We start from the raw sequence: 13,931 nt of genomic DNA on the forward strand, positions 1-13,931 counted from the left end.
TTAAAAATTCATGAACGGATCACCCGCAGAAAAATGGAAAAAATCAGAAGGAAACCACCTAAAAACCAAAATATCAAAAGAAACACTGTGGAAATTGCACAAAAAATAATGTTACAAATCTAACAAAGCGCAAGACGCAAATTTGACAGATGCTTTACAGTCTGGTAAAATAACGTTTGCGCAACGAACGTTGCAGCGTTTAAATTCTATCTGGATGAAGTAAAAAGCCGTCCTGCGTACGGCACGGCATGGGCAGATGCGGCCCGTGCCGGGGCAGTTTTGTGGTCTGCCCAAAACGGATTCCACCCTGTAATACGGTGCTCCGCTTTTTACCCAAAGAGAGCATCGTATTTGACTGTGCGGCACTTATATCCCCAGCCGCCGCAGTCCGGGCGGCCGGGGTGCCGATGCACTACCCGCGGCCGCACCAAATACGACAAAGAGAGGAGTTGTCTCGTATCGCTTCCGTTAAATTGAAGAAAGCAGTTACTGCCGCAAAGCAGGCAGTATCTCCCCGTGTGCTGGCATTTTGTGTCATGGTGGTATGCCTTGTGGCTACCCTTGGCGTCACCGCTGCAAATCTGCGGCTGACCTACGTCACCGACTCCAATGGTGCACGGCAGGTCCTTTTGACCGATGCCGATGCTTCCCCTGCACAGGTCATGCACCTTTCCGGCATCCGCTCTGAAGAGGGCGATGAGGTCTACTACACCGCATTCAGCGGCAATCTTGCCTCCCTGAATATCGAGCGCGCATTCTCCGTCAGCATCACCGCCGACGGGCAGGAGTACCCGGTAAAGCTGGTGTTTGGCACCGTAGCCGATGCACTGGAGCGCGCCGGTATCACCCTTGAAGGGGACGACTACACCGAGCCGGCGCTGGATCATGTTGTGACCGCCGGCAGCAAGATCGTGGTCCACCGCGTGGACTACGAAGAGCGTGTGGAGACACAGGCCATTCCCTACGACACCCAGTATGTCTACACCAGCCTGTACTTCCGCAACACCGGCCGCACCACCACCCTGCAGCACGGCGCAGCCGGTCAGCAGACCGTGACCACCCGTGACCGCTATGTGGACGGTGAGCTGGAGAACAGCACCGTTGTGGATACCACCACCACGGTAGAACCCACCGACCACGTCATCAAGACCTACGGCGCAGGCGCGCCGGTGTCCCCCCTGACCGGCGCGGACGGCACCACCAACGCCCCCACCTCTTATAGCAAGGTGCTCACCGGCAAGGCCACCGGCTACTATTCCCGTACCGGCAAGGGTTCTTCCGGTCTGGGTCTGGGCTACGGCACCGTGGCTGTGGACCCGGACGTGATCCCCTACGGCACCAAGCTCTACATCACCTCCACCGACGGCAAGTTCGTCTACGGCTACGCCGTAGCCACCGATACCGGCATCGCCGTCCAGAAGGGGCAGATCCTTGTAGACCTGTTCTACGAGACCTACGCCGAAAGCGTCATCAACGGCGCGATTCAGGTCAATGTCTACGTTGTGGACTGAGCTGTAAACAAAACACAATAACCACGCAAAGAGACCGCTGTACAAACTGTGCAGCGGTCTCTTTTGATGTGAGCGGAAGAACTGTTTTTTATTTCGGAGCACCGGAGCGTCTGCGGACGCTCCGGTGCTCCATTTTCACAGGAAGGGACTTTAACCGAAACCCTTCCTTCTTTTTTCGCAACGCTTTCGCTAAAACCGTTTGGCAAATGAGCAGTTTACACGATGTCAAGCCGCAAATTTTAGATAGTATGCCTACAACATACAGAGAAAGAAAGAAATTTTGTAGTAATTGTATTTGATTTTTGGACAAAAAGTCTTGCAAAAATGGTAAAAACCTTTTAATATAAAAGAGTACAAAGCTGCGCAAGCCGCTTTCGGCTTCCGCACGGGGAGGAGCAGTCTATGAAACCGACCGAAGAAAAGATTCAGAGCAATACATCGGATCTGCCGGTGTACCTGTTCAAGCAGGGCAATAACTGCGAGGCTTATCGCTACTTCGGCGCACATCTGGAAACGCGGGTCGGGGAGTCCGGCGTCGTGTTCCGTGTATGGGCACCGCACGCCGCAGCCATCAGTGTTGTGGGTGACTTCAACAGCTGGAAGCCCGGCAGCCATCCCATGCGCAAGGTGGATGGCGATTCCGTGTGGGAATTGTTCATTCCCGGCATGAAGGAATACGATGTTTATAAATATTGCGTGACCACCCGCGCAGGCGACCTTGTCTACAAGGCCGATCCTTACGCCTTCCACGCTGAGACCCGGCCGTCCAACGGCAGCAAGGTCTACGATCTGTCCGGCTTTGCATGGCACGATGCCGCCTGGCAGACCGCACAGAAAAAGGCGGACGTGATCAACGGCCCGATGAATATCTACGAGATGCACGCCGGCAGCTGGAAGATGAAGGAGGGCGGCAAGCCCTACAACTACTCCGAGCTGGCGGACGAGCTGATCCCGTACATCAAGGATATGGGCTACACCCATGTAGAGCTGCTGCCGGTGATGGAATATCCGTTTGACGGCAGCTGGGGCTATCAGGTCACCGGCTATTTTGCACCCACCAGCCGCTACGGCACCCCCAAGGACTTTATGGCCTTTGTGGATAAGATGCACGCCGCAGGCATCGGCGTCATCATGGACTGGGTGCCCGCCCACTTCCCCAAAGATCAGTTCGGCCTGTACAATTTTGACGGCGAGGCCTGCTACGAGGACCCCAACCCCAAGCGCGGCGAGCACAAGGAGTGGGGCACCATGGTGTTCGACTTTGGCCGCAACGAGGTGCAGAGCTTCCTCATTTCCAGCGCACTGTACTGGCTGGAGCAGTACCACATTGATGGTCTGCGGGTGGACGCCGTAGCTTCCATGCTGTATCTGGACTACAACCGCAAGCAGGGCGAATGGGAGCCCAATAAGGACGGCGGCAAGGAGAACCTTGAAGCTATCGCCTTCCTGCGCAAGCTGAACAACACCGTGCTGGGCCGTCACCCCCACAAGTACATGATCGCTGAGGAGTCCACCGCGTGGCCTATGGTCACAAAGCCCGCTTCGGACGGGGGCTTAGGCTTCAACTTCAAGTGGAACATGGGCTGGATGAACGATATGCTCAGCTACATGAAGACCGACCCGCTGTTCCGCGCCGGCAACCACAACAAGGTGACCTTCAGCTTCTTCTACGCTTTCAGCGAGAACTTTGTCCTGCCCATCAGCCACGATGAAGTGGTGCACGGCAAGGGCAGCCTGCTGAATAAGATGCCCGGCGAGTATGACGACAAGTTTGCCAATCTGCGCACCTTCTTCGGCTATATGATGGCACACCCGGGCAAGAAGCTGTTGTTCATGGGACAGGAGTTCGGTCAGTTTGCCGAGTGGAACGAGACAAAGCAGCTGGACTGGATGCTGCTGGACTATGACAAGCACGCCGAGCTGCAGAACTACGTCCGCACCCTGAACGCCTTTTATAAAGAGCACCCTGCCCTCTGGCAGATCGATTACAGTTGGGAGGGCTTCCAGTGGATCGTGCCGGACGACTCGCAGCAGAGCGTCATCGCCTTCCTGCGTAAGGACGCCGCCGGTAAGCAGATCCTTGTCATCTGCAACTTCAACCCCGTCCTGCGCGAGGGCTACACCCTCGGCGCACCGGTATCCGGCACCTATAAGGAGATCCTGAACAGTGACGATGCTGCTTTCGGCGGCTCCGGCACCGTGCACAACAAGCCGGTGCGTACCCACAAAAAGCCGCAGCACGGCTTTGAGCAGAGCATCACCGTTACCCTGCCGCCCATGAGCACCCTGTACTTTGAGGTGCCCACAAAGCGCACCCGCAAGGCAGCAGAGGACAGCGCGGATAAACCGGCAAAAAAGACCGCTAAAAAGACCTCCGTCAAGGACGCCGTGGAAAAGGCGGTAAAAAAGACGACCCGCAAGGCCAAAGCCGAGCCGGACGCCGACAAGCCGGTAAAAAAGACCCGCACCACCAAGGCCAAGGCCGTCGAAACGGCGGATGAAAAACCGGATAAAGCAAAAAAGACCGCTGCCAAGCCCAAGGCCGCAGCGGACAAGCCGGTAAAGAAAACCGCCGCCAAGGCAAAGACTGCGGCAAAAGCAAAGCCTGAGACCGAAACAGAAACCAAACCCGCAAAGCGCACCCGCAAAGCAAAAGCACCCAAGGAATAAGGATGCCCACACGGATGCACGCACGAACATTCTGAACTGTTGACTATCATTTCCAAAAAGGAAATGCTAAAGGGGAGAATAAAGCTATGGCAAAAGAAATCGTGGCAATGATCCTTGCCGGTGGACGTGGCTCGCGCTTATACGCGCTGACACAAAAGACGGCAAAACCTGCGGTGTCCTTCGGCGGCAAGTACCGCATTGTGGACTTCCCACTGTCCAACTGCGTCAACTCCGATATCGACACGGTCGGTATCGCAACGCAGTACCAGCCCCAGAAGCTGAACGAGTACATCGGTAACGGTCAGCCTTGGGATCTGGACCGTCTGCACGGCGGTGTGCACACCCTGCCCCCTTATGAGCAGGCAAACGGCACCGACTGGTACAAGGGCACCGCAAACGCCATCTACCAGAATATCGGCTTCATCGACAGCTATAATCCCGAATACGTCATCATCCTGTCCGGCGACCAGATCTGCAAGCAGGACTACGCCGACTTCCTGCGCTTCCACAAGGAAAAGGGCGCAGAGTTCTCTGTGGCCGTTATGGAAGTGGACTGGAAGGAAGCTTCCCGCTTCGGCCTGATGGTGGCGGACGAGAACGACCGCATCACCGAGTTCCAAGAAAAGCCCCCGGTGCCCAAGTCCAATCTGGCATCCATGGGCATCTATATCTTCAACTGGGATGTGCTCAAGAAGTATCTGATCGAGGACGAGGCCGACCCCAACTCCAAGAACGATTTCGGCATGAACATCATCCCCGCCCTGCTGCGTGATGGCCGCAAGATGTACGCCTACCGCTTTGCCGGTTACTGGCGCGACGTCGGCACCATCGACAGCCTGTGGGAAGCCAACATGGAAGTGCTGGACCCCGAGAACTCCGGCATTGATATCTTTGATAAGACTTGGAAGATCTACAGCCGCAACCCCGTGCTGCCCGCCCAGAAGATCGGCGAGCGCGCTGTTGTGCAGGACTCCCTCATCACCGAGGGCTGCAAGATCTACGGCAACGTCAAGCACTCTGTCCTGAGCGCGGGCGTTGTTGTGGAAGAGGGCGCTACCGTTGAGGACGCCGTGCTGATGGACGGTGTCGTGGTCAAGGCAGGTGCCGTGGTCAAGCGCTGCATCCTTGCTGAGGACGTTGTTGTGGGCGCAGGTGCAAAGGTCGGCGGCGAGGGCGCAATTGCCCACGTTGGCACCGGTCTGACCATCGGCGCAGGCGCTACCGTCAAGGAGGGCGCAAAAGTGTTTGAATCCGTCAAGGAGGGTGTGGAAGTATGCTGAGACAGAACACCAATGCGTTGGGTATCATTTTCCCCAACAGCTATGACAATACCGTTCCCGAGCTGGTGACCGAGCGCGCAATGGCCTCGATCCCCTTTGCGGGCCGTTACCGCATGGTAGACTTTGTGCTGTCCAGCATGGCCAACTGCGGCATTTCCAACGTTTCCATCGTGGTGCGTAAGAACTACCACTCCCTGATGGATCATCTGGGCACCGGCCGCGAGTGGGATATGGCCCGCCGTCACGGCGGCCTGAACATCGTGCCTCCCTTTGCAGAAAAGGGCGTGCGCATCTACTCCGGCCGTGTGGAGGCTTTGGGCTCCATTCTGAGCTTCCTCGAGCACCAGAAGGAGAAGTATGTGGTCATGAGCGATGCCAACATCGCCGTCAACTACGACTTCAACGCCCTGCTGGCTGCCCATCAGGCCAGCGGTGCCGATGTGACCGTGGCTTACCAGAAGACCGAGATCCCCGAGGGCCGCAAGAACGACAACTACACCCTGACCATTGATTCCGATGGCCGCGTGACCGAGCTGCTGTTCAACGACTACCGCTCCGGCGTGCAGAATCTGGATCTGAACATCTATGTGCTGGAGCGCGAGACCCTAATCAAGCTGGTCAAGGACGCCACCGCCCGTGGTCTGATCTACTTCGAGCGCGACATTCTGGCACACAACGTCAACATCCTGAACATCCACGCTCTGGAGTACACTGGCTATGTCGCCCATATCTGCGACATGAAGAGCTACTTTGACGAGAACCTGAAGCTGATCGATGACCGCAATCTGGAAGCGCTGTTCCCCAAGGGCAGCCCCATCTACACCAAGATCCGTGATGATAACCCCACCCGTTACGTCACCGGTTCCAAGGTCGTGGATTCCATTCTGGCTGATGGCTGCGTCATCGAGGGCACCGTGGAGAACTGCGTGCTCTTCCGCGGCGTCAAGGTCAAGAAGGGTGCCGTGGTCAAGAACTGTGTCCTGATGCAGGATACCGTGGTCGAGCCCAACGTGGAGTTGGACTGCGTTGTCACCGATAAGAACGTGAAGATCACCGCCGGCAAAAAGCTGTCCGGCACCGAGAGCTTCCCGGTCTACGTTCAGAAGAATCACACCGTCTGATCGATGCAATATCCATAGGGGCGGCTTCCTCCCCGGTAGCCCCTCTTGAGAGGGGCGGGGGCACCTGTGTGCCCCCGCCTGCTCTTTTGTATGCATGGTTCGCGCCGCTTTTCACGGCGGCGGGGAGCGCGAACATCTGCCTGTATCATGGAAGGAGCGAATCCTATGAAGATCCTGTATGCTGCTTCGGAAGCCAATCCCTTTGCCAAATCCGGCGGTCTGGCCGATGTGGCAGGTGCCCTGCCCAAAGCGCTGGTCAAGGACGGCGTGGACGCCCGCGTCATCATGCCCCTGTACGGCGATTTGAAGTTCCGCGATAAGCTGGAATACGTTACCAACTACTCCGTGCCTGTGGGCTGGCGCAGCCAGTACTGCGGCCTGTTCAAGGCCGATGTGGACGGCGTGACCTACTACTTCCTGGACAACGAGTATTACTTCAAGCGCCGCGGCCTGTACGGCTTCTACGATGACGGCGAGCGCTTCGCCTTCTTCTCCCGCGCCGTGCTGGAGACTTTGTTCTACATCGACTTCACCCCCGATATCATCAACTGCAACGACTGGCAGACCGCTCTGGTGCCGGTGTACCTGAACCTGTACTATCGTCATCTGGACAAGTTCAACCGCATCAAGACCGTGTTCACCATCCACAACATCGCCTATCAGGGCAAGTACGGCACCGATATTCTGGAGGACACCTGCGGCATCGGCCACCGGGACCAGCATATCGTGGAGTACGACGGCTGCGCCAACTTCATGAAGGGCGCTTTCGAGACCGCCGACAAGATCACCACCGTCAGCCCCACCTACGCACAGGAGATTTTAGACCCGTGGTTCAGCTACGGTCTGGACGCTCTGCTGCGTGAGAAGCAGTACAAGCTGTGCGGCATCCTGAACGGCATTGACATGGACGCCAACGACCCCGCCACCGACAAGAACATCCCCTTCAATTACAGCATCAAGACCTTTGAGACCGGCAAGGCCAAGTGCAAGGAAGCTTTGCAGGACAGGTTTGGTCTGAACAAAGACGGCAGCCCCGTCTTTGGCATGGTCAGCCGCATGGTGGGCATGAAGGGCTTTGATCTGGTGCAGAGCATCGCTGACGGTCTGGTGGACCGCGGCATCCAGCTGGTCATTCTGGGCAGCGGCGAGAGCCAGTACGAGAACTTCTTCTCTGACCTGTGCGGCCGTCACCCGGGCCGCGTGGGCACCTACATCGGCTTTGAGCCCAAGCTCTCGCAGGAGATCTACGCCGGTGCAGACGCCTTCATCATGCCCTCCAAGAGCGAGCCCTGCGGTCTGGCACAGATGGTGGCCTGCCGCTACGGCACACCTCCCATCGTCCGCGAGACCGGCGGTCTGCGCGACTCCATCCACGACAGCACCATGGGTGACGGCAACGGCTTTACCTTTGCCGGTTACAACGCCCACGAGCTGTACGTAGCCTGCTGCAACGCACAGGATGCCTACAACAACAAGGAAAACTGGAAGAACCTCGTGCGTCACTGCATGGAGTGCGATTTCAGCTGGGACGTTTCCGCCAAGAGCTACGAGGGTCTGTATAACGAGACCGCAAACCTCTGGTAAGCGCCTGAATCCCAAAGCACCCGCCGGGGCTGCCGCACAAACGTGCGGCAGCCCCTTTTTTGCTTCTTTTTCCGCTTTTTTACACTCTGCACAAACTTTTCCGCAAAGTTTGTGCAATGATGTGCCCACAGGCGCACAATGTGTGTTATAGGCGCACATTTATGGAATCAGTCTTAACAAACTATGAAATTTTACTATATTTCGGTGGAGAATTGATTGCAATATCCGACGCTTTGAAGTATACTGAGGGCATAGACTTTTTGGCTGCCTGTCCGTCTCTGGCATTTTTTCCAAATGCTGGAATGCGGGCGGCACCCGCAGAAAGGAGCGGCGCAGAACTTGAAGGGCTGGTACAAGGCTTTGGAAGATCTGGTCTGGCTGACCCAGCTGGGGCTGAATATGCTGCTGCCGCTGGTGCTCTGCCTTGCCGGGTGCTGGTGGGCTGTGGAGCACTGGGGCTGGCCGGAATGGCTGTTTTTGCCCGCTGTGGGTCTGGGGCTTGCCGCCGGGGCGCAGAACTTCTGGGTGTTCTGCAAGGAACGGCTGGAACGCTCCAAACACGAAAAAAATCATCGGGTGGGCTTTAACTCCCACCAGTAATGGAGGTCCGTTTTTATGAAATTGCAGCCGGAATCCAAAAAGGAGCTGCTGCGCATCGCCTGCGGCGTGTCCTTATGCACCGCCGTGATGTGGGTGGTGTTTGCAGCGCTGCATCTGGTGGGCTGGGTGGTCTTTGACTACCGGGTGCTGCTGGGCGGCATCATCGGCGCACTGGTGGCTATCGGCAACTTTGCCGGCATCTGCTTCGTGGTGCAGAAGGTCATTGACGAGCCGGACGAAAAAAAGCGTAAAGCGCAGCTGCAGATATCCTATAATACAAGGATGCTGCTGCAGGCGCTGTGGATCATCATAGCCATTGCGGCTCCCTGCTTCCAAGCGTTTGCGGGCGTTCTGCCGCTGCTGTTCCCCAGAGTTACGATCTATTATCTCCAGATAACCGGGAAGTACAAGCCGCTCACGCCCCCGCAGGAGCCGGTGGACATCGCTGTGGAAGATGACCCCGCCCCCGCCGAGGAGTCTGCGGTGCAGCCCCGTGACGAAGGGGGTGAACAAGAATAAATGGAACTGAACGGCGCAAAGATCCTGTATACCATCCACACCAATATCCCCCTGCTGGGTGATTTTAAAATTACCCAGACCTTGGTAAGCACTTGGATCGTCATGGCGCTGCTCTCGGGTTTTGCCATCTGGCTGGGGCACGACCTCAAGCTGGAAAATGTGTCCAAACGACAGGCCGCAGCCGAGTTCATCGTAACGCGGCTGGAACAGTTCGTGCACGACAACATGGGCTTCCACTTCGATCAGTATATCCCCCTGGTCGGTGCTATTTTTGCACTGAGCATCGGGTGCAACCTGATCAGCGTCGTCGGCCTGTGGAGCCCCACGGCCGACCTGAACACCGAGGCAGCGTGGGCCATCGTGGTGTTTGTTCTGATCATGTACTACAAGATCAAAACGAACGGCATTCTGGCCTACCTCAAGGGTCTGCTCGATCCGATCTTTATCATGGCACCCATCAATGTGCTGTCAGAGATCTCTACCCCTGTCAGCATGGCGTTCCGTCACTTCGGCAACATCCTGTCCGGTACGGTCATCTCCACACTGCTGTACTGGGCACTGGCAAGCCTGAGCCACGTCATCTTTGGCTGGCTGCCGGGCTTCCTGAGTCAGATCCAGCTGTTCCAGATCGGCATCCCGGCCTTTACCGGCCTGTATTTCGACTGGTTCGGCGGCTGCATTCAGGCGTTCATCTTCTGTACCCTGACCACAATCTTCATCAAACGTGCTGCCGGTGAGGACTAAGGCCTTCCGGCATCCCCCAAAACACAAACACATTTTAGGAGGACAAATCTTATGACTGATTTCCAGTATCTGGCTCGTGGTATCGCTCTGGCAGGCTGCGGCATCGGCGCAGGCTGCGCACTGATCGCAGGTATCGGCCCCGGTATCGGCGAAGGCAACGCTGCTGCTGCTGCCTGTGAGGCCGTTGGCCGTCAGCCGGAGTGCAAGAGCGACGTTACCAGCACCCTGATCCTCGGCGTTGCCCTTTCTGAGACCACCGGTATCTACGGCTTTGTTACCGGCCTGCTGCTGATCTTCCTGGCACCCGGTATGTTCATGAAGTATCTGGCATAAGCCTCCCGATCCGAAAAAATAACGAAAGGAGACGCTTATGGAACTGTATCAGGCGTTGATCACGCTGGATGGCTGGACCTTTCTGGCCCAGATCTGCAACCTGATGATCCAGCTGGTCATCTTCAAAAAGTTCCTGCTGAAGCCGATCAAACAGGTGATCGCCGACCGCAAGGCCAAGGCCGACAGCGAGATCGCGGATGCACAGAAACTGCGCACCGAGGCCGAGGCCATGAAGGCGGAGTACGAGCAGAACCTGCAGAACGCCCGCACCGAGGCCAACCAGATCGTAGCTACGGCGCAAAAGACCGCCACCGCCCGCTCGGAAGAGATCGTGGGCGAGGCCCGCGCACAGGCTGCTGCGCTGAAGCAGAAGGCCGAGGCTGACATTGCGCAGGAGCGCAAGAAGGCCGTGAACGAGGTCAAGGACGAGATCGGCGGCATTGCCATGGAGATCGCATCCAAGGTGGTGGAGCGCGAGATCAGCGAGAAGGACCACAAGGACCTGATCGACGAATTTATCAAAAACGTGGGTGAAGCATCATGACCGAAACTGCAAAGATGTACGGCGGCAGTCTGTACGATCTGGCGGCAGAGGAAGGGCTGGAGACCCGCATTCTGGGCGAACTTGACGAGGTGCAACAGCTTCTCAAGCAAAACCCGGACTACCTGCGGCTGCTCAGCACCCCCAGCATCCCCAAAAAGGAGCGCTGCGGCCTGCTGGACGAAGCCCTGCGCGGGCAGGTCCACCTCTATGTGCTGAACTTTTTAAAGATCCTGTGCGAGAAGGGCACCCTGCGGGAGCTGTCCGGCTGCGCACGGGCTTACCGCATCCGCTACAATCAGGCGCACGGCATTCTGGAAGCCACAGCCATCTCGGCTGTCCCGCTGACAGAGCAGCAGCGCGCGGCGCTGCACGCCAAGCTGGAAAGCCTGACCGGCAAGACCATCGACCTTAAAACCAAGGTGGACGCCAAGGTGCTGGGCGGTATCCGGCTGGATATCGAGGGCACCGAGCTGGACGGCACCGTCCAGAACCGCCTTGCCTCCCTGCGCCGGGATATTGCGGCGGTCACTTTGTAACTTTTCCCCTGCCCTTTGCAAACGGGGCAGAGCACAGAACGAATTTCCACCCGAAATGACTATTATGAATTGAGTGGTGAACAAACAAAGATGCAACTGAAACCTGAAGAGATCTCCAAGATCATCCGTGCGCAGATCAAGCATTACGAAAATGCCATCGAGCAGAGCGAGACCGGCACGGTCATTATGGTGGGCGATGGCATCGCCCGGGCCAGCGGTCTGGAAAAGTGCATGGCAGGCGAGCTGCTCCAGTTTGACAACGGCGAATACGGTATGGCCCAGAACCTTGAGGAAAATACCGTTTCCATCGTGCTGCTGGGCTCGGATGCCGGCATCAAAGAAGGCAGCATCGTCAAGCGCACCGGCAAGGTAGTCTCCGTGCCGGTGGGCGATGCCATGATCGGCCGCGTGGTCAACGCACTGGGTCAGCCCATCGACGGCGCAGGCCCCATTGAGACCACCGAATACCGCGCCATCGAGAGCCGCGCGCCCGGCATCATCGAGCGCCAGCCCGTCAAGGAACCGCTGCAGACCGGTATCAAGGCTATCGACTCCATGATCCCCATCGGACGTGGCCAGCGCGAGCTGATCATCGGTGACCGCCAGACCGGCAAGACCACCATCGCTTCCGATACCATCATCAACCAGAAGGGCAAGGACGTTATCTGCATTTACGTTGCCATCGGTCAGAAGCGCTCTACCGTGGCAAACCTTGTGCAGAGCCTGACCGAAGCCGGTGCCATGGGCTACACCATCGTGGTGTCCGCTACCGCCTCCGAGCTGTCTCCCCTGCAGTATATCGCCCCCTACTCCGGCTGCGCCATGGGCGAATACTTCATGCAGCAGGGCAAGCACGTCCTCATCATCTACGATGACCTTTCCAAGCACGCTGTGGCTTACCGTGCCCTGTCGCTGCTAATCCGCCGTCCCCCGGGACGCGAGGCTTACCCCGGCGATGTTTTCTATCTGCACTCCCGTCTGCTGGAGCGCGCTGCCAAGCTTTCCAACGAGCTGGGCGGCGGCAGCCTGACGGCTCTGCCTATCATCGAGACGCAGGCGGGCGATGTTTCCGCCTACATCCCCACCAACGTCATCTCCATCACCGATGGTCAGATCTTCCTGGAGACCGAGCTGTTCCACTCCGGCGTTATGCCGGCAGTCAACCCCGGTATTTCGGTGTCCCGTGTCGGCGGCAACGCTCAGATCAAGGCCATGAAGAAGGTGGCAGGCACCCTGAAGCTGATCTACTCCCAGTACCGCGAGCTGCAGTCCTTTGCACAGTTCGGCTCTGATCTGGACGCCGACACCAAGGCACGTCTGGCACAGGGCGAGCGCATCGTGGAGGTGCTCAAGCAGAACCGCTCCGCGCCCGTACCTGTGGAAAAGCAGGTCGCCATCCTGTACGCCACCATCCATGACTACCTTGTCAACGTCAAGGTGCCGGATGTGGCAGAGTACGAGAAGAGCCTGTACGAGTATCTGGACAACGATGCCGCCGGGGCTGCCGTGATGGACACCATCCGCACCACCGGCAATCTGGATAAGGACACCGAGGAGCAGCTCAAAGCCGTGCTGACCCGGTATACCGAAAGCTTTGTCAAGGCGCATTAAAGGGAAGGAGGCGTAACGCATGGCTGGTTCCATGAAGGACATCAAGCTGCGCATCAAAAGCGTAGAGAGCACCATGCAGATCACCAAGGCCATGGAGCTGGTGGCTTCCTCCAAAATGCGCCGTGCCAAGGAGCGGGTCGAGCACAGCCGACCCTATTTTGAAACGCTGTACAAGACCCTGACCGAGATCGCGGCAGCGGACCCCCGGGCCCGCAACCCCTACCTGCGCCGCAGCGAGATCAAGCGCACGCTGCTGGTGGTCATTGCCGGTGACCGCGGCCTTGCCGGCGGTTACAACGCCAACGTGCTCAAGCTGGCCGCACAGGAAAGCGGCAACGTGGAGGTGCTGCCCATCGGCAAGCGCTCGGCAGAATATTTTGTCCACCACGAAGCCGAACTGTTCACGCAGGAGGTGCTGCTGGCCGCCGATGTATCGGTGGGACAGTGCTTCCAGCTGGCGCGCCAGATCACCGAAGGGTACCGCAAGGGCGAGTTTGACGCCGTAAAGCTCTGCTACACCCGGTTCGATTCCATGATGACCCAGACGGCAGTTTCCATCGAGGTGCTGCCGCTGGCCATGGAACCCACCGAGCAGCAGAAGGCCGAGGCGCGCCGCAGTCAGATCTTGTATAAGCCCAGCAGCGAGGAAGTATTCAGCGCGATCATCCCGGAGTATGTGGCCGGTGTCGTCTACGGTGCCGTGTGCGAGAGCGTAGCCAGCGAGCTGGCTGCCCGCCGCACCGCCATGGACGCTGCCACCAAGAACGCCGGTGAGATGATCGACCATCTCAACCTGTATTATAACCGTGCCCGTCAGGCTGCCATCACGCAGGAGATCACCGAGATCGTGGCCGGTGCGGAGAACTAAAACCCTCTCA

The 13,931-nt window shown here is 57.7% G+C and carries 13 protein-coding genes; all 13 read left to right on the forward strand.

Features of this window, described 5'->3' with window-relative positions; genetic code table 11:
• Positions 1 to 518 precede the first annotated feature (518 nt).
• Positions 519 to 1,511 carry a 3D domain-containing protein gene (locus MTP39_RS12640; protein ID WP_249240793.1) on the forward strand — a complete coding sequence of 331 codons (993 nt, stop codon included), beginning with the start codon at positions 519 to 521 and terminating at the stop codon, positions 1,509 to 1,511.
• A 402-nt stretch (positions 1,512 to 1,913) separates the two neighbouring features.
• The gene (gene glgB / locus MTP39_RS12645) at positions 1,914 to 4,181 is read left to right on the forward strand and encodes a 1,4-alpha-glucan branching protein GlgB (protein ID WP_249240794.1); all 2,268 of its coding nucleotides are present in this window, start codon (positions 1,914 to 1,916) and stop codon (positions 4,179 to 4,181) included.
• Between the two features lie 86 nt (positions 4,182 to 4,267).
• The gene (locus tag MTP39_RS12650; protein WP_113621535.1) at positions 4,268 to 5,461 is read left to right on the forward strand and encodes a glucose-1-phosphate adenylyltransferase; all 1,194 of its coding nucleotides are present in this window, start codon (positions 4,268 to 4,270) and stop codon (positions 5,459 to 5,461) included.
• Positions 5,455 to 6,582 carry a glucose-1-phosphate adenylyltransferase subunit GlgD gene (glgD, locus tag MTP39_RS12655; protein ID WP_097783029.1) on the forward strand — a complete coding sequence of 376 codons (1,128 nt, stop codon included), beginning with the start codon at positions 5,455 to 5,457 and terminating at the stop codon, positions 6,580 to 6,582. Before MTP39_RS12650 ends, glgD begins: the two co-directional genes overlap by 7 nt.
• Positions 6,583 to 6,747: 165 nt before the next feature.
• A complete protein-coding gene (glgA, locus tag MTP39_RS12660) occupies positions 6,748 to 8,166 on the forward strand; it encodes a glycogen synthase GlgA (protein WP_249240795.1) in 1,419 nt (472 codons plus the stop codon).
• 339 nt (positions 8,167 to 8,505) lie between these two features.
• Positions 8,506 to 8,766 carry an AtpZ/AtpI family protein gene (locus MTP39_RS12665; protein ID WP_172679811.1) on the forward strand — a complete coding sequence of 87 codons (261 nt, stop codon included), beginning with the start codon at positions 8,506 to 8,508 and terminating at the stop codon, positions 8,764 to 8,766.
• 15 nt (positions 8,767 to 8,781) lie between these two features.
• Positions 8,782 to 9,285 (forward strand): ATP synthase subunit I, encoded by a 504-nt coding sequence (locus tag MTP39_RS12670; RefSeq protein WP_005921521.1) that lies wholly within the window; start codon positions 8,782 to 8,784, stop codon positions 9,283 to 9,285.
• Positions 9,286 to 10,029 carry a F0F1 ATP synthase subunit A gene (locus tag MTP39_RS12675; protein WP_015537345.1) on the forward strand — a complete coding sequence of 248 codons (744 nt, stop codon included), beginning with the start codon at positions 9,286 to 9,288 and terminating at the stop codon, positions 10,027 to 10,029. It abuts the gene before it with no gap.
• 51 nt (positions 10,030 to 10,080) lie between these two features.
• On the forward strand, positions 10,081 to 10,362 hold the full coding sequence (gene atpE / locus MTP39_RS12680; RefSeq protein WP_005921517.1) for an ATP synthase F0 subunit C: 282 nt from the start codon (positions 10,081 to 10,083) through the stop codon (positions 10,360 to 10,362).
• 37 nt (positions 10,363 to 10,399) lie between these two features.
• Positions 10,400 to 10,906: a F0F1 ATP synthase subunit B gene (gene atpF / locus MTP39_RS12685; RefSeq protein WP_015537344.1), complete on the forward strand. Its 507-nt coding sequence runs from the start codon at positions 10,400 to 10,402 to the stop codon at positions 10,904 to 10,906.
• Positions 10,903 to 11,442 (forward strand): ATP synthase F1 subunit delta, encoded by a 540-nt coding sequence (gene atpH, locus MTP39_RS12690; RefSeq protein ID WP_112090726.1) that lies wholly within the window; start codon positions 10,903 to 10,905, stop codon positions 11,440 to 11,442. Before atpF ends, atpH begins: the two co-directional genes overlap by 4 nt.
• Positions 11,443 to 11,532: 90 nt before the next feature.
• Complete coding sequence (gene atpA / locus MTP39_RS12695) at positions 11,533 to 13,053, forward strand: F0F1 ATP synthase subunit alpha (RefSeq protein ID WP_005921512.1); 1,521 nt, start codon at positions 11,533 to 11,535, stop codon at positions 13,051 to 13,053.
• 19 nt (positions 13,054 to 13,072) lie between these two features.
• Positions 13,073 to 13,921, forward strand: a complete 849-nt coding sequence (atpG, locus tag MTP39_RS12700; protein ID WP_249240796.1) for an ATP synthase F1 subunit gamma — start codon at positions 13,073 to 13,075, stop codon at positions 13,919 to 13,921.
• The last annotated feature ends 10 nt before the right edge of the window (positions 13,922 to 13,931 follow it).

The organism is Faecalibacterium sp. I3-3-33 (assembly GCF_023347295.1).
Classification (GTDB): domain Bacteria; phylum Bacillota; class Clostridia; order Oscillospirales; family Ruminococcaceae; genus Faecalibacterium.

What these genes read in the sequence shown, in the direction of transcription:
- atpG (WP_249240796.1), top strand. Translation starts at nt 13,073, where the DNA reads ATGGCTGGTTCCATGAAGGACATCAAGCTGCGCATCAAAAGCGTAGAG.
- atpH (WP_112090726.1), top strand. Translation starts at nt 10,903, where the DNA reads ATGACCGAAACTGCAAAGATGTACGGCGGCAGTCTGTACGATCTGGCG.
- MTP39_RS12675 (WP_015537345.1), top strand. Translation starts at nt 9,286, where the DNA reads ATGGAACTGAACGGCGCAAAGATCCTGTATACCATCCACACCAATATC.
- atpA (WP_005921512.1), top strand. Translation starts at nt 11,533, where the DNA reads ATGCAACTGAAACCTGAAGAGATCTCCAAGATCATCCGTGCGCAGATC.
- atpF (WP_015537344.1), top strand. Translation starts at nt 10,400, where the DNA reads ATGGAACTGTATCAGGCGTTGATCACGCTGGATGGCTGGACCTTTCTG.
- MTP39_RS12650 (WP_113621535.1), top strand. Translation starts at nt 4,268, where the DNA reads ATGGCAAAAGAAATCGTGGCAATGATCCTTGCCGGTGGACGTGGCTCG.
- glgA (WP_249240795.1), top strand. Translation starts at nt 6,748, where the DNA reads ATGAAGATCCTGTATGCTGCTTCGGAAGCCAATCCCTTTGCCAAATCC.
- glgB (WP_249240794.1), top strand. Translation starts at nt 1,914, where the DNA reads ATGAAACCGACCGAAGAAAAGATTCAGAGCAATACATCGGATCTGCCG.
- glgD (WP_097783029.1), top strand. Translation starts at nt 5,455, where the DNA reads ATGCTGAGACAGAACACCAATGCGTTGGGTATCATTTTCCCCAACAGC.
- MTP39_RS12670 (WP_005921521.1), top strand. Translation starts at nt 8,782, where the DNA reads ATGAAATTGCAGCCGGAATCCAAAAAGGAGCTGCTGCGCATCGCCTGC.
- atpE (WP_005921517.1), top strand. Translation starts at nt 10,081, where the DNA reads ATGACTGATTTCCAGTATCTGGCTCGTGGTATCGCTCTGGCAGGCTGC.